The sequence below is a fragment of the Aurantimonas sp. 22II-16-19i genome, assembly GCF_002088275.1.
Classification (GTDB): domain Bacteria; phylum Pseudomonadota; class Alphaproteobacteria; order Rhizobiales; family Rhizobiaceae; genus Jiella.
Genome location: NZ_AQQS01000025.1, coordinates 67,352 through 85,497, shown reverse-complemented (window position 1 = coordinate 85,497; position 18,146 = coordinate 67,352). Strand labels below are relative to the sequence as shown.

Here is an 18,146-nt window from a genome sequence, read left to right as displayed (position 1 = left end):
GACGTCTACTCCGTGGCGCGCGAGCACCGTCTCCAGATTCTCGCGGTTGAGAACGTCGAGCTTCACCCACGGGCGTGTCCCCGACCGCACGCGCTCCATGGCGGGCTGGTAGAGCGCGCGCCACTCGTCGGCGAACTGGTATGGATCCACCCGAACACCGTGACGCCGGAGGAAGGGCTCGGCCAACCGCGTGACGCTCGAGCGCCAGTCGACGACCGTGCCAAAAACGTCGAAGCCGAGAAAGGCCACCTCATCGAACGGGTCTTCTACCATCGCGCCCTCTCGGTTGCTTGGCCGTCTCAGTGACGGCCTGCGGGTCATGCAAGGCAGGGTCGTCCCCGTGCCGGGTAGCGTCGCCCTTGCATCAGAGAGGCAACGCGAGCTGGACCCTTTCGGTTCGCATCGAAACTTCGGTCGTCAGTCCCGACAATGTCACCCCGAGCAGCCGGACGCCGCGAGGATCCGCCGGAAGCTCGCAGAGCAGCCGGAATGCCGCCCGCTCGATGCACATCCGAGACGTGATGGGCTGGGGAGAGGAGAGGGCGCGGGTGATCTGCCGGAAGTCGGCGTATTTCACCTTCAGCGTCACCGTCCGGCCGCGCGTTCCCGTCGTCTCGCAATGACGCCAGGACGCCGCCTTGCGGAACACCCTCGCTGGAGGCCGCGAACAGACCACGATCGACTTGGCCTGCAGCAGCAGCACCTTCCTGTTTCGGAACAGGATCCAGTTCGTGACGATGAACAGCAGGCTCATGCCCGCAAGTTGGGCCATGGCATTGTCTGCAAGATCGATCGGGGACACGCCTTGCCTTTCGTGAAACGATGAAGCCGACGGCGACCGGTGACGGTCTCGGGACGGCGCCCATCCCGGCCTCGGATTTCCCGTCCTTGAGCGGCGAGCGGAGAGCGTGCCCGAACGGGACTGCACGGGACGCAGCCAGCGCAGACAGTTCAGCTCGAGCTTTGGTCCGTGCCTGCTCTTGGTTCGAGGAGCACCGCCAGCCCGCAATAAATGACGGCGAGGCTCGACAGGGTGAGGACATGTGGCCCCACGTCCTGCAGGCTTGCCCCCAACTGGCCCAGATTGACCAGGGCGTTGATGGCGCTCGTGCTGGGGATGGCGAGGGCTGCCTTCTTCAGCATCTCCGGCATGGCCTCGGCTGGCCAGGCAAAGCCCGCCAGAAAGATCAAGGGCATGCCGAGACCCGCGGCAACGAGTTGCACGAGGACAGGATTGCGCAGCAACCGGGCCATCAGCATGCCAAGACCGCATACGGCCAGAAAGAAGGGGAAGGCTACGGCCGCCATCGGCCCGATGGAGCCGAGACGCGGAATGCCGTAGAGATAGGGCAGGACGATGAGGTAAAAGGCGAAGGCGAACGCCTCGACCACCAGATAGGCCGACAGACGACCGATGACGCGATCGACGGCGCCAATCTTCCTGTCACGCGCCCCCTGCTCCCATTCGCTCGGGTAGGTGCCGAGCAGGCTCACGCCAATCAGAAGTGTCTGCTGCAGCAACAGCACGAAGGCGGCCGGCAGGATATAGGTCGCATATCCGCTCTGCGGATTGAAGAGGGGGATCGCGGTGAGCGGCATCGGGTCCGTCGCTGCTGCGGCCAGATCCGGATCGACATGGGCAGCGACAAGGCGCTTCGCCTCGACTTCCGCGCCCATGGTCCGGGCAAGGGCCGTAACGGCACCCGAAATGCGGCTGTAGAGCAGGAAGTAGCTGGCATCGGCATAGAGAGCGAGAGGTGCTGGCCGACCATGCAGAAGGTCGCGCTCGAAGAATGTCGGGATGACCAGAATGCCATGGAGACTTCGCGCAAAGACCTCGCGCTGCGCCGTCGCGACATCGGGCAGGGCCGCGACGATCGCCACATCGGCGGAGGCGTCGAGCCTGCGGGCGAAGGTGCGGCTACTGTCACTACCATCAAGATCGACGAGCGCGATCGGTACGTTCCGAAGGGCTTCGGTGCGGTAGGGCTGCGGATAGAAGGCGGCATAGATGACGATGGCGAGGATCATCACCGAAAAGACCGGTCGCAGCGTCAGGATCCGCCGCAACTCCATCTGGCAGATGAACAGGACGCCGCTCACGATGCAGCCTCCAGGGCACGGTCCGCCGTTTGCCGTTTGGCGCCGGGGCGTTGCAGGCAGACGGCCGTCAATGTGGCAAGAAGGACGACCATGAACAGCAATACCGCCAGCGGCCGCAGCGACAGATCCGCCGGCGTGCCGCGCAACGTCTGGTCGATTCGCGCCGTCAGATACCAGGTGCCCGGCAGTGCCTCGCCCCAGTAGAAGGCAAAGGGCGTCATGCCGAATCTGGGAAATCCGATCCCCATGAAACCGAAGGCCGGCGCCGTGACCAGCGAGGCGATGCTGATCGCGGTGGCCGTCGAGCGAAGCACGACGGCCAGAAGGGCGCCGAAAAGCTGGTTTGCCAGAATGAAGAGCGTGCCTGCAAGCAACAGCAGCATCCGGTCGCCTCTGAGCGGCATCTTGAACCACAGGAAGAGAACGAGGTCCGCGATGCCCAGGACAAACAGGAATACCAGCGTATAAGGCAACAGCTTGCCGAACACCGCCGGCCACAGACCGCCGCCCAGCCGACGCAGCACGCGCAGGCGATGGCGGGTTTCCACATCGCGCCCCACGGCATAGGCGGTCGATGTGGCGACAATGATCTGCAGTACGGCTGGCAGAAGCGCCGCCAGCAGGAAATGGCTGTAGTTGAGCGTCGGGTTGAACAAGGGATTGATCTGGACGGGGATGGGAGACAGCGAGGCTTGCGCGACGTCGACGGGTTGGCCGCGCTCTGTCCGCAGAGACAGCCGGATGCCGCCTTCCACGCCGGCAAGGGCAGCATTGACGCCGCGCAAGGTCAGGAGCCCGGGAGTCATGGTCTGGGTGTTGTAGAAGAACACCACTTCGGGACGACGACCGGCAAAGACGTCACGCTCGAGATCGTCGGGGATCATCAGCAGACCATGCACCCGGCCGGACAGAATGAGGCGTCGCCCCTCGGCAAGGTCGCTGACAGTCCGGGTCACCGCCGTGTCCGGTGTCGCCTCGATGGTGCGGATGATCGTGCGGGAGAGATCACCGCCATCCAGATTGAGAACTGCGATCGGAAGCCGGGTCGCAAGGCCCTGGCTGAACACGGCAGACAGGATGCCCATCAGGAAGAGCGGTAGCACGACCGTCAGGGCGAGCAGGACGGGATACTTGCGGAACTGTCCGAGTTCCCGCACGAAGACGAGCCGAAGACCGGGGCGCAGGCTGCCCTTTCCGCGCATGTCATCGCTCCGGTCGAGGCCAGGTGAGGATGGCGCTCATACCGGGCCGCAATCCCTCCACCGGCTCCACCGGCTGGGCGCGCACCTCGAAGGTCCTCAGGTCGAAATCACCGGTGGCGCGGGTCGCCCGCCAAGTCGCGTACTGCCCCTGGGCGTTGATCACGGTCACCCTTGCGTTCACCCTCGCATTCTCGAGTGCCGGCACCATGACGGACAGGCTGTCACCAACCTTCAGACCCTTCAGCAGATCTTCGCGCAGGTTGAAGGTTAACCAGGGATGGGCGATGTCGACGATCGAGTAAATAGGCGCACCGGCACTGAAGTTCTCGCCCCGTTCAGCCACCCGCGTGGTCACTTGTCCTTCGATGGGTGCAAAGATGGTCAGTTCTTTGACGTCTGTCTGTTGCTGGTTCAGCGTGGCTTCGGCCTGCTCGACCTTCGTCCGTGCCAGCGCCCGCTCTTCCTTGCTGGCACCGGCAATCGCCAGATCGAGATTGGCTTGTGCCGCCTCGCGGGCCCGCAGCGCCGACTCAAGATTGCGGCTGGACTGCTCGAGCCGCGCCTGTGAAGCAGCGTTGGTTTCCACCAGCTTGGTCTGGCGATCCTTGTCGGAGAGGTAGAGCACGACGTCCGCATCGGCGGCGCGCACTTCGGCCTCGTGCGCTTCGATCACCTCGGGACGCGTGCTGGTCACACGATCCAGATCCGCCTTCGCCACGGCTAGCGCCGCTTGCGTCGCCAGCATGGCCGCAACCAGTTGCGGGCTTTCCAGCTGGGCGATCACGGCTCCCTGCTTCATCGTATCGCCGACATCCGCATTCAGTTTGGCGACACGACCGGAGACGCGTGGGCTGACGTCGACGCGATCCGCGGAGACCTCTCCCTGCACGATCAGATCCGGGGGGCGGGTGGCGAACCACAACAGCCCGGCAAGACCTGCGATGCTTGCGACGCCGAGTACCGCGCCGAGTTTACTCGTCATCATCAAGAACCTTTCAAAGAAAGCGCGAATGACCGTGTGTGCTCGGGGCAAGCGCCAGCAGATTGGCGGCCGGACGATCCCATCCGGTGGACGTGCGCGACAACCGCCGCGCCGAGCGGCCGATTGCCCGCAAGAACGTCGCTGCCCTGATCCAATGGTCGCCGGCCCGATGCAATGTCTGGGTGCGCATCCACCGAAGAGTGACGAACGTCATCCGCTTCGGCCGTCACCGCATCCAGGAGAGGTTCTTGCCGCGTCCGCGCACCTCGTTGCCACGCCGCCTGCTGATGTTGAAGTTGGCGCAAAAATGATATCCAAGTGCAGTAACGGAAGTGAGCCTTACGTGAGTGCACCGGGCTCACATCGTTCGAGGGAAGCGAGCTTGGGGATCGAGTCCCCTCAGCAGTTCTGCCGATGACAGCGAATGATCCGCGGGCGCCGCATCTAAACCTTTGTTCGAACGAGTATTTCATGAAGACCGACCTGCCAGCTTCGGCCATACGGGAGCAGATGAACCTGCTGCGCAGAAGCCCGGCGTTTTCAGGTTCGGAGCGACTGATCGAACTGCTCAGTTACATGGTGGAAGAAACACTCAACGGACGGGCAGCGGATCTGAAGGAGGCGGTGATCGGCAATGCCGTTTATGAGCGTGAGCCCCCTTATGATCCACGCATCGATTCGACCGTCCGCGTGGAGGCGAGACGGTTGCGCAAGAAGCTGGAGGAACACAGCCGCCTCTATGGGCAATCGGACCCGATCAGGATCATGATACCGACGGGAACCTATGTGCCGGCTTTCGTCCTGAATTCCGGCGCGCGCGATGCTTCACCCCTGCATCAGCCACCAGGCCAGGACATCTTCCAGATCGGGCCCGGCGCGGTGATCGCCGTACTGCCCTTCCGTCCGGTGTCCGGCGACGCGGCCACTCAGGAATTCGCCGATATCATCACGGACGAGCTGATCTTCTCGTTCGGTTCCGAACCCGGGATGAGCATTCTGTCGCGCGCGACGACCTTCGCCTACAAGGACAAGCAGCCGTCGATACGAGATCTGGCTGCGGAACTCGGGGTCGACGCGGTGATCCAGGGCACGGTGCGCGAACACGCGGACATCATCCGCGTGACGATCGAAGTCTCCGATCCCCGCGGCGTGGTCGTCACCTCCGATCGTTTCGAAGGCTCCGTCCTTCAACATGCGGACCTGCCGGAACGAATTGCCACCACGGTTGTCAGCCGTCACAGGTTCGACACATCCAGATTGCGTGCGCGCCAGGTGAAGCCACGGCCCGCTGCGGTTCAGGCACATGGTCAGTTATACAAGGCGCGCCAGCTGCTCGATCGACAGGTGCCGGAGAGTCTGCGGCAATCCCTCGCCATCTTCTCGACGATCGCTGAAGATGCGGCCGATTATGCGCGGGGCCATTCCGGCATTGCGGATTGCTATTGCGACATGTTCCGGATCGGAATGGTCGATGTGGCCACGGCTCGATCCTTTGCGCGTCCAGCGGTCGGAAAAGCGCTCGAAATCGATCCCCAATCCGCCGAAGCCCTGACTTCTCTGGGGGTGGTCCAGGCCTGGCTGGAGCGGGACTGGGCGGCAGCCGAGGCCAGTTTCAACACCGCGATGAACTACGGCTACCATGCCCGAACCGCGCGGGTTTTCGGAACCTACCTTGCGGCGCGTGGCCGGGAGGATGAATCCGAGCGGCTGTTCGCCGAGGCAAGACGGATCGAGCCCTTCTCGCAGCAACAGGACATTGCGGAGGCGTTGAGCCGCTTCCACGCACGAGATTTCCCCAAACTCTCGGAGGCCGCCGCCGCCGTCGCTCTGCGCAACGCGCCCATGGAAGCCTTGTTCTACATGGCTCTCGGCGCCCACTTCGCCGGCAATCCGGAATTCGCCCACCGGGCTCTGCAGCCGCTCGGCAACATGATGATGACGCATCCGCTGCTCGTGTTTGCCAGGGCAGAGCTGGAAGCGTGGCTGGGCGCGCCCAGGCGGGCCCTCGCGCTTCTGGAGGCTGGCAACATGAAGGCCAGCCGTTTTGCCCACGCCACTCTCGCTTGCTCCGTCGGCGACGTCGATTCGAGCATCCGCTATCTCGATCTCGCCTATCAGCACCGAGAACTGTCGACCGTCTGGGTCCGAATGGACAAGCGCTTCGACCAGATCCGCCATCACGAGCGGTTTCGGGTCCTGGTGGGCGACTTGAGCGCGCCGAGTGCCCTGACGGCGTGAGCCGCGTGACGCGTCAGCTAACCGTGAGCTGAACCTCGTATCACTTCCGGCTGCATGGCGGCGCCCGTAAGAGAGCGCCTGTCCACCCCCGCAAAGCACCTGCCTGCCCTCGCATCCTCAGCCTTGTGCCGGCCTTGGCCCGGACCTTCGGCTTCGCCTCGTCCTTGGGACGAGACGGGCGACCGTTGCGCCGGGAGCAGGACCAGTCCCCGGCAGGCCGGTGTTTCTGCGACGGGCAACCTGTGCAGCCAACCGGAAAGACATGCAGGTGATCTCGACCTTGACAACCGGCGAGCGCCAGGGCGCGTTGCTCATCCTGCTCGTGATGGCGCTCGTCGGGCTGTTCTTTGCAGCGGCCGGACACGGCGATCCGATAGCCGTGCATGGCGCTCTCGTCATGGCGCTGGCGCTCGCCCTCGCATTCCCCATCATGGCGCGTCTTGATGACCCCGAGCCGTCCGCCGAGCGTTTCAGCACCTATTATGATGATCCGACCAAGGTCGGCGTCATTCTGACCTTCGTCTGGGCAGCCTTCGCCATGTTCGTCGGCGACTGGGTGGCCTGGCTGATGGTCGAGCCGACCTGGACGACAGACGGCGCCTGGTCGAGCTTCGGGCGCCTTCGGCCCGTCCACACCACGGGCGTCATCTTCGGCTTCGGCGGCAACGGGCTGATCGCCACCTCGTTCTACGTCATGCAGCGCACCTGCCGCGTGCGCCTGCCGGACCAGTTGAGCCCCTGGTTCGTGCTGATCGGCTACAACCTCTTCTGCCTGCTGGCCGTCACCGGCTACATGCTCGGCATCACCCAGTCCAAGGAATATGCCGAGCCGGAATGGTATGCCGATCTGTGGCTGGTGATCGTCTGGACCGTCTATTTCGTGCTCTATCTGCGCACGTTGGCGCGTCGCGAGGAGCCCCACATCTATGTGGCCAACTGGTATTACATGGCCTTCATTCTGGTGGTGGCGATGCTGCACATCGTCAACAATCTCGCCGTGCCGGTCTCCTTCCTCAGCGCCAAGAGCCATTCGCTGTTTTCCGGCGTGCAGGATGCCCTGACGGAATGGTGGTACGGTCACAATGCCGTGGCCTTCTTCCTCACGTCAGGCTTTCTCGGCATGCTGTATTATTACCTGCCGATCCGCGCCGGGCGGCCGATCTTCTCTTACCGCCTGTCGATCATCAGCTTCTGGGGTATCACCTTCATGTATATGTGGGTGGGGTCGCACCACCTGCATCACACGGCACTGCCGCAGTGGGTGCAGACGCTGGGCATGACCTTCTCGCTCGTTCTTCTGGTCCCCTCCTGGAGCTCGGCAGCCAATGCGCTGCTGACGTTGAACGGCGCCTGGCACAAGGTCCGGGACGATGCGACGCTGCGCTTCATGATGATCGCCGCCGTGTTCTACGGGCTCACCACCTTCGAGGGCTCGTTCATGGCGATCCGCTCCGTCAATGCGCTCTCCCACTACACGGACTGGACGGTCGGCCATGTGCATGCCGGCGCGCTCGGCTGGGTGGCCATGATCACCTTCGGGTCACTCTATGCCTCGATCCCCTGGCTGTGGAAGCGCGAGCGCATGTACTCCTCTGCCCTCGTGGAACTGCACTTCTGGCTCGCGCTCGCGGGGACGGCGGTCTACGTCTTCGCCCTCTGGAATGCCGGCATCATCCAGGGGCTGATGTGGCGCACCTATACCGAAAACGGCAATCTGGCCTACACCTTCCTCGATTCCGTCGTGGCCATGCGGCCCTACTACATCGCCCGCGCCGTCGGTGGGCTGCTGTTCCTGCTCGGTGCGCTGGCGGGCTGTCTCAACCTTTATCTCACGATCCGCTTTGCCGCACCGGCGCCGGAAGCCGCTTCGATGAAGCCGCTCCGCGGCGCGCTGGGCGATGCGGCCATACAGCCGGTGGAGTAGAGCATGTTCAAACTTCATTACAGGCTGGAACGACGGGCCATCGGCATGACGCTCGCCATCATCGCGGCCGCCAGCATCGGCGGCCTCGTGGAGATCGCGCCGCTCTTTACGATCGACCAGACCGTCGAGGCGGCACCCGACATGCGGGTCTATACGCCGCTGGAGCTTGCCGGCCGCAACATCTACATGCGCGAGGGCTGCTATGCCTGCCATTCGCAGATGATCCGCACCTTGCGCGACGAGGTGGAGCGGTACGGCCATTACAGCCTGGCCGTGGAGTCGAAATACGATCATCCGATGCTGTGGGGTTCGAAGCGCACGGGCCCGGACATCGCCCGCCTCGGCGGCAAGTATTCCGATGAGTGGCACGTCCGCCATCTCCTCGATCCCCGCGACGTCGTACCCGTTTCGATCATGCCCGCCTATGGCTGGCTGATGGAGAATGATCTGCGCGTCGACGACCTCTCCGACCAACTGGCGGCCCAACGCGCCGTTGGCGTTCCCTATACGCCGGACATGATCCGCAACGCCGCCAAGGACGCCTATGCGCAGGCCAGACCCGACACCGGACGGGTGAAGGAGCTGACGGCGCGCTATGGCGAGGCGACGACCGTCCGCGCCTTCGACGGCACGCCCGGTCGCCTGACCGAGATGGATGGGCTGGTGGCCTATCTGCAGATCCTCGGACGGCTGACCGATGCCGCCGGCAACGATAGCCTTGGCAAGGACCTGGAGTGACCATGGACCTCTCTCACGAAACAATGGTCTGGGCCGCCAAGACCTTCGGCCTCGTCTATCTGGTGATCCTGTCGATGGTGGTTGTCGCCTACACCTTCTGGCCGGCCCGCCAGAAGGAGTTCCGCGACGCATCCGTCGCGATCCTCAAGCGGGAGGACGGGCCATGGCGCTAGGTGAACGCGATCCGGTGACGGGTTACCTCACCACCGGGCACGAATGGAACGGCATCAAGGAACTCAACACGCCGGTGCCGCGCATCGTCTATGTGTTCCTGATCCTCACTACCGCCGTCGGCCTGATCTACTGGCTGCTGATGCCGGCGCTGCCGCTGGGCACCACCTATACGAAGGGTCTCCTGGGCTATGACGACCGCCAGGCTGTCAATCGCGATCTCGCCCGCATTGCCGCGGATCGGGGGCCTTGGCACGAGGCACTGGACCGGGAGGGTTACGCCGTCCTTGCGGCCGACGAAGCGGTGATGCAGGAGATCCGCGAGGCCGGCCACCTTCTCTTCGGCCAGAACTGCGCCGCATGCCACGGCATCCATGCGACGGGGAATGCCGGATTTCCCAATCTCGCCGCCGGCGCGCTGAATTGGGGTGACAGTTTCGAGGCCATGCAGGAAACCATCCGCGTCGGCGTCAATTCCGTCCACCCGGAAACCCGAACCGCGCAGATGCCGGCCTTCGGCCGGGACGGCATTCTCAGCCGAGGCGAAGTGGATGCGGTCGTCGCCTATGTTCACGATCTCGGCCGCGATGGAATCGCCGCCGCAAACCTTGCCCATCCCGACGGCGCAGAGACGTTCAGCGCGCAGTGTTCCGCCTGCCATGGCGAGGATGCCCGTGGCGATACCGAAATCGGCGCACCAAACCTGACCGACACGACCTGGCTCTATGGAGGCGATCTCCAGACGATCTTCAAGACCGTGTGGTACGGACGACAGGGCCAGATGCCCAACTGGGAGGCCCGTCTCGGCGCACGCAACGTCAAGCTGATGGCTGCCTATCTCGCCGACATCAGGGCGCGGACGCCATGAGCGCGTCAGCCGAAGCGGCAGAGAGCCGCGTCGTCGTGATCCTGGCCGTGGCGGGGCTGATCGCGCTCCTCTGCGCCGCCAATGCGCATCTCGTCTATGTCTCGCTCGCCTCGCAACCGGACTGCGTTCCCCATCGGCGGATCGGGGAGAGCCACGACAACCAAGCCTATGCCGCGGCCGCATCCGCCTGCAGCCCGCCCATACCCTCCGAGCAGCCGCGGAGTGACCGATGAACGATACCCTTCCGCAAGTCCTGCCGGCCGAACCCGCCAACGATCCCTGGGCGCGAAACCTGCCGACGAACGAGGCCATTCGCTGGCTGCGCAGCGGCTGGCGCGACCTGATGCACAGCCCCTACCTCAGCCTCTGCTACGGGCTTCTCGTTTGGATGTTCCTTGTCGGCGCCCTCTGGTCGCTGGTTGCCCACGGCGCCGACTACATCCTGTTTCCCGCATTGTCGGGCCTCATGGTGATCGGTCCGGTGCTTGCCATGGGTCTCTACGAGAAGAGCAAACGCCTGTCCCTCGGCCTGCCCGTGCGTCTCCGGGACATGATCTTCGTGCGGCCGGCCTCCGGCTATCAGGTGCTGTTCGCCGGTGTCCTGCTCTGCTTGCTGATGATGGTCTGGTTGAGGGCCGCCGTCATCCTGTATGCTCTGTTCTTCGGCCTTCTGCCCTTTCCGGGCCTCGCGCATCTGGTGCCTGTGCTGGTCCTGTCGCCGACCGGCTGGGCCATGCTGGTGGTCGGCAGCGCGGTCGGCGGCCTGTTCGCCGCCCTTTCCTTCGCCATCGGCGCGCTGTCGCTTCCCATGCTGCTGCAGGAGCATTCCGACGCCATGACGGCGATGGGCACCAGTCTTGTCCTCGTCTGGCACAATCTGAAGGTCATGCTGGCCTGGGCGGCGATCGTGTCGGCGCTCGTTGCGTTGAGCGCAGCGTTCGGCCTGCTACCGCTGATCGTGGTCTTTCCGGTTCTCGGGCACGGTAGCTGGCACAGCTACCGCGCGCTCAGGCCGCTCCCCTGAACGGGTCCGGGGAGCGCACCATGTCACTGACCCTCGATCGCACCGTCCCGCCCGCCGAGCGGGCGCGCGACCTGTTGTTCCACAGCCGCCATCAGGCCGGGCCGGGATCCCGCCGGCGGGCAGAGCTGGTCGTGCCGTCGATGCACTGCGGCGCCTGCATGCGGCGGGTGGAAACAGCACTGGCCGCGCTGCCGGGCGTGACCCTTGCAAGGGCCAATCTCTCGACGAAGAGGGTGGCTGTGGAATGGAGCGACGTCGGCCCGCCGCCGGCGCTGATCGAGACGCTGGACGGGATCGGCTTTCCGGCCCATGCCGCCGAACTGCCGGACAGGCAGTACGATGCGGATCTCCGGGTCCTGTTGCGTGCGCTCGCGGTTGCCGCCTTCGCATCCAGCAACATCATGCTGTTCTCATTTGCCGTGTGGTTCGGAGCCGATCCGCAGACGCGGCAGTATTTTCACCTGCTGTCCGGGCTGATTGCGCTGCCGGCCGTCCTCTATTCCGGCCAGGTCTTCTACCGTTCCGCCTGGCAAGCGCTTCGACATGGCCGCACGAACATGGACGTGCCGATCTCGATCGGCGTGACGCTGACCTTCGGTCTCAGCGTCTGGGAAACGGCGCAGGACGGGCCGCATGCCTATTTCGATGCCGCCGTTTCACTCCTCTTCTTCCTGCTGATCGGCCGCACCCTGGATCACCTGATGCGGGCGAGGGCACGCAGCGCCGTCGCCGGCATTGCCCAACTCGTCTCGCCCGCCGCCACCCTGGTCGAACCGGACGGAACGCGCCGGGACATTCCCCTGACGGAGGTGATGCCCGGGATGATGCTGGCCGTCGCTGCCGGGCAGCGTGTGCCCGTCGACGCACGCATCGACCGCGGCAGGTCGGAGGTGGACCGCGCGCTCGTCAGTGGTGAAAGCGCTCCTGTAGCCGTTTCGGTCGGCGACGAGTTGCAGGCCGGCGTGCTCAATCTAAGCGCACCGCTGTGTCTTGAGGCCTTGCGCCCCTCCAGCCAGTCCTTTCTGGCCGATATGACGCGGATGATGGAGGCGGCCGAATCCGGCCGTGGCCTCTACCGGCGCATCGCGGACCGCGCCTCGGCGCTCTATGCCCCGGTGGTGCATGCCGCGGCGGCCCTCACGCTCATCGGCTGGCTTGCGATCGGCGCCGATCTTTATCAGGCGCTGACCACGGCCATCGCCGTCTTGATCATCACCTGTCCCTGCGCGCTCGGGCTTGCCGTGCCGATGGTGCAGGTGGTGGCCGCCGGACGGCTGTTTCGCAGCGGTATCCTGATCAAGGACGGCAGCGCTCTGGAGCGGCTGGCCGAGATCGACACCGTGGTGTTCGACAAGACCGGCACCCTGACGATGGGCGTTCCCGAACCTGTTTGGACCGAGGCGGAGGCACGGGAGCAGGAGTCATGGCTGCCGCTCGCCGCCGGCATGGCCGCGCATTCCGGACATCCCTATTCCCGGGCCATCGCCGCCGCTTGTCCGAGCCCGGTTCACGTCGAACCCGAGACCGTGACGGAGCAGCCCGGCTCCGGACTCGAGGCGCGGATCGAAAGCGCCGTCTTCCGGCTTGGCCGCCCCGGCTGGGCGGCACCCGCGAACGCTGCCGGTCCGGAGGTCAGCGTCGTTCTCAGCCGCGACGCAGAGCCGCTTGGAAGCTTCCGCTTCCGCGAGCGGCTGCGTCCAGGCGCTGCGGACGCGATTTCGGATCTGAAGGCATGCGGGCTTGCCATCGAGATGCTGTCGGGGGATCGGCCATCCCCCGTGGCCGAGCTGGCGGCGCGTCTGGGGCTCGAGTTCCAGGCCGAAGCAATGCCGGCGGACAAGGTCCGACATCTGGAAGAGCGCAAGCGGCAGGGGCGCACGGTGCTGATGGTCGGGGACGGGTTGAACGATGCCGCGGCGCTTGCGAGCGCGCATGTCTCGATCGCGCCGGCTTCCGCATCGGATGTCGGTCGAACCGCGGCCGATCTGATCTTCCTTCACGAGACCCTTGCGGCCATTCCGCTGGCTCATCGCATTGCCTTGCGCAGTGCACGCCTGATCCGGCAGAACTTCGCGCTCTCCGTCGCCTACAATCTGGTGGCCGTGCCCGTCGCGGTCGCCGGCTTCCTGACGCCACTCTTGGCGGCCGTCGCGATGTCCACATCTTCACTGATCGTCGTCCTGAATGCGCTGAGACTGACGTCGTCACGGCGACCGGAGACGCAGGATGGCTGACGCACTGTTTCTCGTGCCGCTGGCGATCATCCTGAGCGCCACCGCGCTGGCCGCCTTTATCTGGAGCCTTGCGAGCAACCAGTACGAGGACCTCGCCGGCGCAGCCGAGCGCGTAATTCACGACGACCGGCAGCGCCCTCTTTCGTGATCATCAGGCGACGACGTCCCGTGCCAAGGCGTCGCCCGTCTGCTCGCGCGATGTGGATGCGAGTCGCCGCAGGATCATGAGCGGTATCCAGGGCGCGATCCGCCGTTGCTTTGCGCAAAGTCCTGCAGAACTCCACGCATCGGGCCAACGGCAGGCAAGCGTGCTTGCGAACCCCGGAGATGCCGACGTTCGCCTCGAAGACGCGGCGGTTCTCGGCGCAGAGGTCGGCGTCGCGCCGGTCCCGGGCGGGCCGGCGCGATGGATCGCGTTGGCGGGCGGCGCTCGTGATACGTCGACGGGCACGGGGTACCATGGGCCGGAAGCTGGCCGTCTGGTCTGGATCGGACAGAGAAGGTAGCTGCCATTTCAGTGTCCCATCGCCAGCGACGACTTCCGACCCGAAATCGCCGCCGCGCCGCACTGCCAGGGTGCTCGAAAGCCGACGCTCTACCCGAAACGTTGCGGCGTTCGAGTTTCTTGCGAGACGGCGCTCAGTCGCCAGCCTCAAGCTCGCCTTCTCCGATTCTTCGGAGTGGCGACGAAGGATCCAGCGAGGATCAGCGGGGCGGCGAACAGGAAAGCCCAATTCGGAACCTCGCCGAAGACGACGACGCCCGCGACGCCCGCCCAGAGGATCGAGAGATATTCGAAGGGCGCCAGCGCCGCGGCTTCGGCGTGACGGAACGACAGCGTCATCAGGATATGGGCGACGCCGCCGGCGACCCCCGCGCCGACCAGCAGCGCCGTTTGCGGCGCGTCGGGCATGACCCAGCCCGCGGGAAGGGTCATCAGACCGCCGACGGCCGACACGACCGCAAACCAGAAGGCGATCGCGCCCGCACTCTCGCCGGCCAGCGTCAGGCGGCGGACCTGGATCAACGCGCCCGCCGTCAGGAACGCCGTCGCAAGCCCGAGGATGAAGCCGAGGAGAACGCCCTCGGCGAAGGTTCCCGACAAGGCCGGCAGGCAGAACGCCGCGCCACCGGCCAACCCCAGGGCGACGCCGCCGATCCGCCGTCGGTTCAGGCTCTCGCCCAGGAGCGCCCATCCCAGAAGCGTCAGCATCACCGGCGCGAGATAGGACAGCAGCGCCGCCTCCGCGAAAGGAAGAAGGCGGATCGTGGCGAACGATGTAAACATCGCGCAGGCGCCGAGAAGCGAGCGGGCGACATGGCCGAACGGACGGCGGGTCGCCAAGCCCCGCGGGAAGTCGCCGGACCAGGCCAGGAACAGCACCAGGGGCACGAGCGCCACCGCCGACCGAAAGAAGACCACCTGCCCGAGCGCCACTGTATCGCCCAGGGCCTTGATGCAGGTTCCCATCGCCGCGAAGGCGAGTGTGGATCCGATGCGCAGGATGATCCCGAGGACTTCGCCGGAAGGACGGCTGCGCGGCTCCGCGCTGGCGGCGCTCATCGGCTGCCCGCTGAACTCTCAGGGCCGCAGAACCCAATGCTTGTCCCGACCATAGGCCTGACCGGGTCCCTCCGCCTCATGAGGGCTTGAACCCGATCAGCGATGCGATCGAAGTCGATCCGGGCGGGACAGCGAAGCGGCATGGGATCATGCCGCGGTCTTGTCGACGACGAGGTACGGCCGCCCCCGCGAGCAGGTCTCGACGCGTGCCTCGACGCGATAGATCTCGCGCAGCATCGTCGGCGTGATGACCTCGGCCGTCGCGCCGCCCGCCCGCATGCGTCCATCGGCGATGACGATCGTATGCGCGCAGTAGCGCAGCGCATGATTGAGGTCGTGCAGCGCGATCAGCACCGCCATGCCCGTCTCTCCAGCGCGCCGCTGCATGAAGTCCAGCACCTCGATCTGGCGGTAGAGATCGAGCGCAGAGGTCGGCTCGTCCATCAGGAGCACGTGCGGCCTGCGCACCAGGGCCTGGGCGATCGAGACGAGTTGGCGCTGGCCGCCAGACAGCTCGCCGAGACCGCGAAACGACAGCTCGCCGATCTGGAGCGCGGCGAGGATCGCGTCGATCTCCGCGAGTTCTTCGTCGGCCACTCGCCAGCCGGATCCCTGCTTGGCTGCGAGGAGCACGGACTCGTAGACGGTTAGAACTGCGTTCCCGCCCGTGTCCTGGGGCATGTAGCGGACGGCATCCTCACCCTTCGCACCGGTCAGGTGAACCGTTCCCGGCCCCGCGACGAGCCCCGCGATGCGCTTGAAGAGGGTCGACTTGCCGGCCGCGTTAGGTCCGATCACCGCCGTCAGCGATCCGCCGGGCAGCGTGCCGGTTTGGACGTCGGAGAGGATCGTGCTCCGACCGTATCGGGCGCCGAGGCCTTCGAGGGCGATCGCTACCATGCGCGTTTCCGGCTCGTGAAGATCAGCAGGAAGAAGAAGGGAACGCCGACCAGCGCGGTGATGACTCCGATCGGCAGGATCGCGCCCGGCAGCAGCGTCTTGGACACGACCGACGTCACCGAGAGGAGCAGGGCTCCGCAGAGCACCGAGGCGGGCAGGAAGAACCGCTGGTCCTCGCCGACGAGCATGCGCGCCATGTGCGGGCCGACCAAACCGACGAAGCCGATGGTTCCGACGAAGGACACGGGGATCGCGGCCAGAAGGCTGACCGTCATCATGGTGGTCAGGCGCAGGCGCCGCACGTCGACGCCGAAGCTCGCCGCCTTGTCCTCGCCCAGGCGCAGCGCCGTGAGCGACCATGCCTGGCGAGCGAAGAGGGGGAGGGTAACGACGAGAACGAGCGCCGTGATCGCGACCTTGCCCCAGGTGGCCTTGGTAAGGCTGCCCATGGTCCAGAAAACGACGGCAGCAAGCGCCTGCTCGGAGGCGAGGTATTCGAGCAGCGACAGGAGCGCGTTGAAGGTGAAGACCAGCGCTATGCCGAGCAGCACGATCGTCTCCACCGTGACGCCGCGCATGGTGGAGGCGAAGTGAATGAACATCGCCGCGGCCATGGCCATCAGGAAGGCGTTGATCGGCACCATGTAGGTGATCGCGACAGGCAGAATGGCGGTGCCCATGACGAGCGCCAGCGCAGCCCCGAAGGATGCCGCGGCCGAGATGCCGAGCGTGAAGGGGCTGGCCAGGGGATTGGCCAGGATCGTCTGCATCTGCGCACCCGCGACTGACAGCGACGCGCCGACGGTCACCGCCATCAGGGCGATCGGCATGCGAATGTCCCACACCACGACCCGAAGCTGGTCGCTGACCGCCGACGCGTCGAACAGGGCGTCGAGGACCTGCCGGATTGTGTAGTTCGCCGGCCCGAGCGCCATGTCCACGCAGACACTGACGCAGAGCGCGACGAGAAGTGCGCCGAGGAGCGCGATACGGCGAAGGGCGAGAGCGCGATAGCGCTCCCGACCATCCATCGTTGCCACGCTTGGTGCGATCACGCTCATTCCTTGTCCGTCAGCGACACGAAATAGCCGGGCTTGTAGTCCAGCGGCAGGAAGCGGGTGTGCAATTCCTTGAACGTCGCCTCCGGGTCGAGATCGCGGAAGAGTTCGGGATGCAGCCACTTGGCGATCTCCTGGATCGCGACGAACTGGTAGGGGTTGTTGTAGAACTGGTGCCAGATGGCATGGAATTCGCCGTTCTTGACGGCCTTGGTTCCGGTGAAGGCGGCGCGCTTGGTGAGCGCCTCCAGCTTCCGGCGCGCTTCGGCCTCGTCCGCGCCGTAGCCGACGCCCACCCAGGCGCCGCCCGGGACGTAGGCACCCCAGTTGCCGCCGGTGACGATGACCTGGTCGGGGTCCGAGGCGATGATCTGCTCCGGGTTCACCGTTCCGAACGTGCCGGGGATGATGTCCTTGGCGAGGTTCCGGCCGCCGGCGATCTCGACCATCTTGCCGAAGTTCTCGTCGCCGAAGCTCATGCAGCAGTCTTCGGAGTAGCCGCCGGCGCGCTCCATGAAGACCAGCGGGGCTTCGGGCTTCTCCCTCGCCAGGACGTCAGTCACCGCCGCGATGTTCCGGGCACGGAAGTCGATGAACTCCTTGGCAACCTCCTCCTTGTCGAACAGCTTGCCGATGAGGCGCATCGAGGGCTCGGTGTTGACCATCGGCTTCTCGCGGAAGTCGACGTAGACGAGCGGGATGCCGACCTTGGCCAGCGTCTCGATATAGCCTGCCTCTTCGGTCGCCGTCTTGGCGTCGACGTTCATCAGGATCACGTCGGGCCTGAGCGACACGGCCTGCTCGACGTCGAAGGTGCCGTCCTTCATGCCGCCGAAGGTCGGCAGCTTGGCGATCTCCGGATATTTCGCGAGATAGGCCGCATAGGTCTCGGGATCGGCCTTTCCGAGATCGTCGCGCCAACCGACGATGTGTTGGAAAGGCGCCTCGCGATCGAGCGCCGCCACGAAGTAGATCTGACGACCCTCGCCGAGGATGACCCGCTGGACGGGCGCCTCGACCTGGACCTTGCGACCGGTCACATCGGTGACTGTCACGGTTTCGGCTAGGGCCGTGGTGACCACAAACGGCAGACAGGCGACTGCAGCAAGCATTGCGCGACGGACGATCCGCATCCCAAAC

General features: G+C 65.3%; 18 protein-coding genes and 1 pseudogene. 10 read left to right on the top strand and 9 right to left on the bottom strand.

Features of this window, described 5'->3' with window-relative positions; genetic code table 11:
- The 5 genes and pseudogenes from ATO4_RS18430 to ATO4_RS18410 all read right to left on the bottom strand — a co-directional run.
- Nucleotides 1–273, bottom strand: a pseudogene (locus tag ATO4_RS18430) (haloacid dehalogenase type II); the annotation flags it as partial.
- A gap of 91 nt (nt 274–364) precedes the next feature.
- Nucleotides 365–772, bottom strand: a complete 408-nt coding sequence (locus ATO4_RS18425) for a hypothetical protein (protein ID WP_083593012.1) — start codon at nt 770–772, stop codon at nt 365–367.
- A 179-nt stretch (nt 773–951) separates the two neighbouring features.
- On the bottom strand, nt 952–2,103 hold the full coding sequence (locus tag ATO4_RS18420; protein ID WP_139802537.1) for an ABC transporter permease: 1,152 nt from the start codon (nt 2,101–2,103) through the stop codon (nt 952–954).
- Nucleotides 2,100–3,305: an ABC transporter permease gene (locus ATO4_RS18415; RefSeq protein ID WP_083593003.1), complete on the bottom strand. Its 1,206-nt coding sequence runs from the start codon at nt 3,303–3,305 to the stop codon at nt 2,100–2,102. Before ATO4_RS18415 ends, ATO4_RS18420 begins: the two co-directional genes overlap by 4 nt.
- A gap of 1 nt (nt 3,306) precedes the next feature.
- Nucleotides 3,307–4,287, bottom strand: a complete 981-nt coding sequence (locus ATO4_RS18410; RefSeq protein ID WP_245308826.1) for an HlyD family secretion protein — start codon at nt 4,285–4,287, stop codon at nt 3,307–3,309.
- 86 nt (nt 4,288–4,373) lie between these two features.
- Here ATO4_RS18410 and ATO4_RS18405 point away from each other — a divergent pair, with 86 nt between their 5' ends.
- The 10 genes from ATO4_RS18405 to ccoS all read left to right on the top strand — a co-directional run bounded on the left by ATO4_RS18405 (nt 4,374) and on the right by ccoS (nt 13,632).
- Nucleotides 4,374–4,598: a hypothetical protein gene (locus tag ATO4_RS18405; RefSeq protein WP_083593001.1), complete on the top strand. Its 225-nt coding sequence runs from the start codon at nt 4,374–4,376 to the stop codon at nt 4,596–4,598.
- 160 nt (nt 4,599–4,758) lie between these two features.
- Nucleotides 4,759–6,525, top strand: coding sequence for a hypothetical protein (locus tag ATO4_RS18400; RefSeq protein WP_083593000.1), 1,767 nt, complete (start codon nt 4,759–4,761; stop codon nt 6,523–6,525).
- A 262-nt stretch (nt 6,526–6,787) separates the two neighbouring features.
- Nucleotides 6,788–8,449, top strand: a complete 1,662-nt coding sequence (gene ccoN / locus ATO4_RS18395) for a cytochrome-c oxidase, cbb3-type subunit I (RefSeq protein WP_083592999.1) — start codon at nt 6,788–6,790, stop codon at nt 8,447–8,449.
- A gap of 3 nt (nt 8,450–8,452) precedes the next feature.
- Nucleotides 8,453–9,187, top strand: coding sequence for a cytochrome-c oxidase, cbb3-type subunit II (gene ccoO, locus ATO4_RS18390; RefSeq protein ID WP_083592998.1), 735 nt, complete (start codon nt 8,453–8,455; stop codon nt 9,185–9,187).
- Between the two features lie 2 nt (nt 9,188–9,189).
- Nucleotides 9,190–9,360 (top strand): cbb3-type cytochrome c oxidase subunit 3, encoded by a 171-nt coding sequence (locus ATO4_RS18385; RefSeq protein WP_083592997.1) that lies wholly within the window; start codon nt 9,190–9,192, stop codon nt 9,358–9,360.
- Entirely contained in the window at nt 9,351–10,226 is an 876-nt protein-coding gene (ccoP, locus tag ATO4_RS18380; RefSeq protein ID WP_083592996.1) for a cytochrome-c oxidase, cbb3-type subunit III, read from the top strand. Before ATO4_RS18385 ends, ccoP begins: the two co-directional genes overlap by 10 nt.
- A complete protein-coding gene (locus tag ATO4_RS18375; protein WP_083592995.1) occupies nt 10,223–10,459 on the top strand; it encodes a hypothetical protein in 237 nt (78 codons plus the stop codon). The genes ccoP and ATO4_RS18375 overlap by 4 nt, the downstream gene beginning before the upstream one ends.
- Nucleotides 10,456–11,250, top strand: a complete 795-nt coding sequence (locus ATO4_RS18370) for a DUF2189 domain-containing protein (protein ID WP_083592994.1) — start codon at nt 10,456–10,458, stop codon at nt 11,248–11,250. The genes ATO4_RS18375 and ATO4_RS18370 overlap by 4 nt, the downstream gene beginning before the upstream one ends.
- Before the next feature lie 20 nt (nt 11,251–11,270).
- Nucleotides 11,271–13,484 carry a heavy metal translocating P-type ATPase gene (locus tag ATO4_RS18365; protein ID WP_083592993.1) on the top strand — a complete coding sequence of 738 codons (2,214 nt, stop codon included), beginning with the start codon at nt 11,271–11,273 and terminating at the stop codon, nt 13,482–13,484.
- Nucleotides 13,477–13,632 carry a cbb3-type cytochrome oxidase assembly protein CcoS gene (ccoS, locus tag ATO4_RS18360; RefSeq protein WP_083592992.1) on the top strand — a complete coding sequence of 52 codons (156 nt, stop codon included), beginning with the start codon at nt 13,477–13,479 and terminating at the stop codon, nt 13,630–13,632. Before ATO4_RS18365 ends, ccoS begins: the two co-directional genes overlap by 8 nt.
- Before the next feature lie 504 nt (nt 13,633–14,136).
- Here the strand turns inward: ccoS and ATO4_RS18355 are convergent.
- From ATO4_RS18355 to ATO4_RS18340, 4 genes are all read right to left on the bottom strand, one after another.
- Entirely contained in the window at nt 14,137–15,048 is a 912-nt protein-coding gene (locus ATO4_RS18355; protein WP_083592991.1) for a DMT family transporter, read from the bottom strand.
- A gap of 147 nt (nt 15,049–15,195) precedes the next feature.
- Nucleotides 15,196–15,948, bottom strand: a complete 753-nt coding sequence (locus tag ATO4_RS18350) for an ABC transporter ATP-binding protein (RefSeq protein ID WP_083592990.1) — start codon at nt 15,946–15,948, stop codon at nt 15,196–15,198.
- On the bottom strand, nt 15,942–17,009 hold the full coding sequence (locus tag ATO4_RS18345) for an iron ABC transporter permease (RefSeq protein WP_083592989.1): 1,068 nt from the start codon (nt 17,007–17,009) through the stop codon (nt 15,942–15,944). Before ATO4_RS18345 ends, ATO4_RS18350 begins: the two co-directional genes overlap by 7 nt.
- Nucleotides 17,006–18,118, bottom strand: a complete 1,113-nt coding sequence (locus ATO4_RS18340) for an ABC transporter substrate-binding protein (protein WP_245308824.1) — start codon at nt 18,116–18,118, stop codon at nt 17,006–17,008. The genes ATO4_RS18345 and ATO4_RS18340 overlap by 4 nt, the downstream gene beginning before the upstream one ends.
- Between the last annotated feature and the right edge of the window lie 28 nt (nt 18,119–18,146).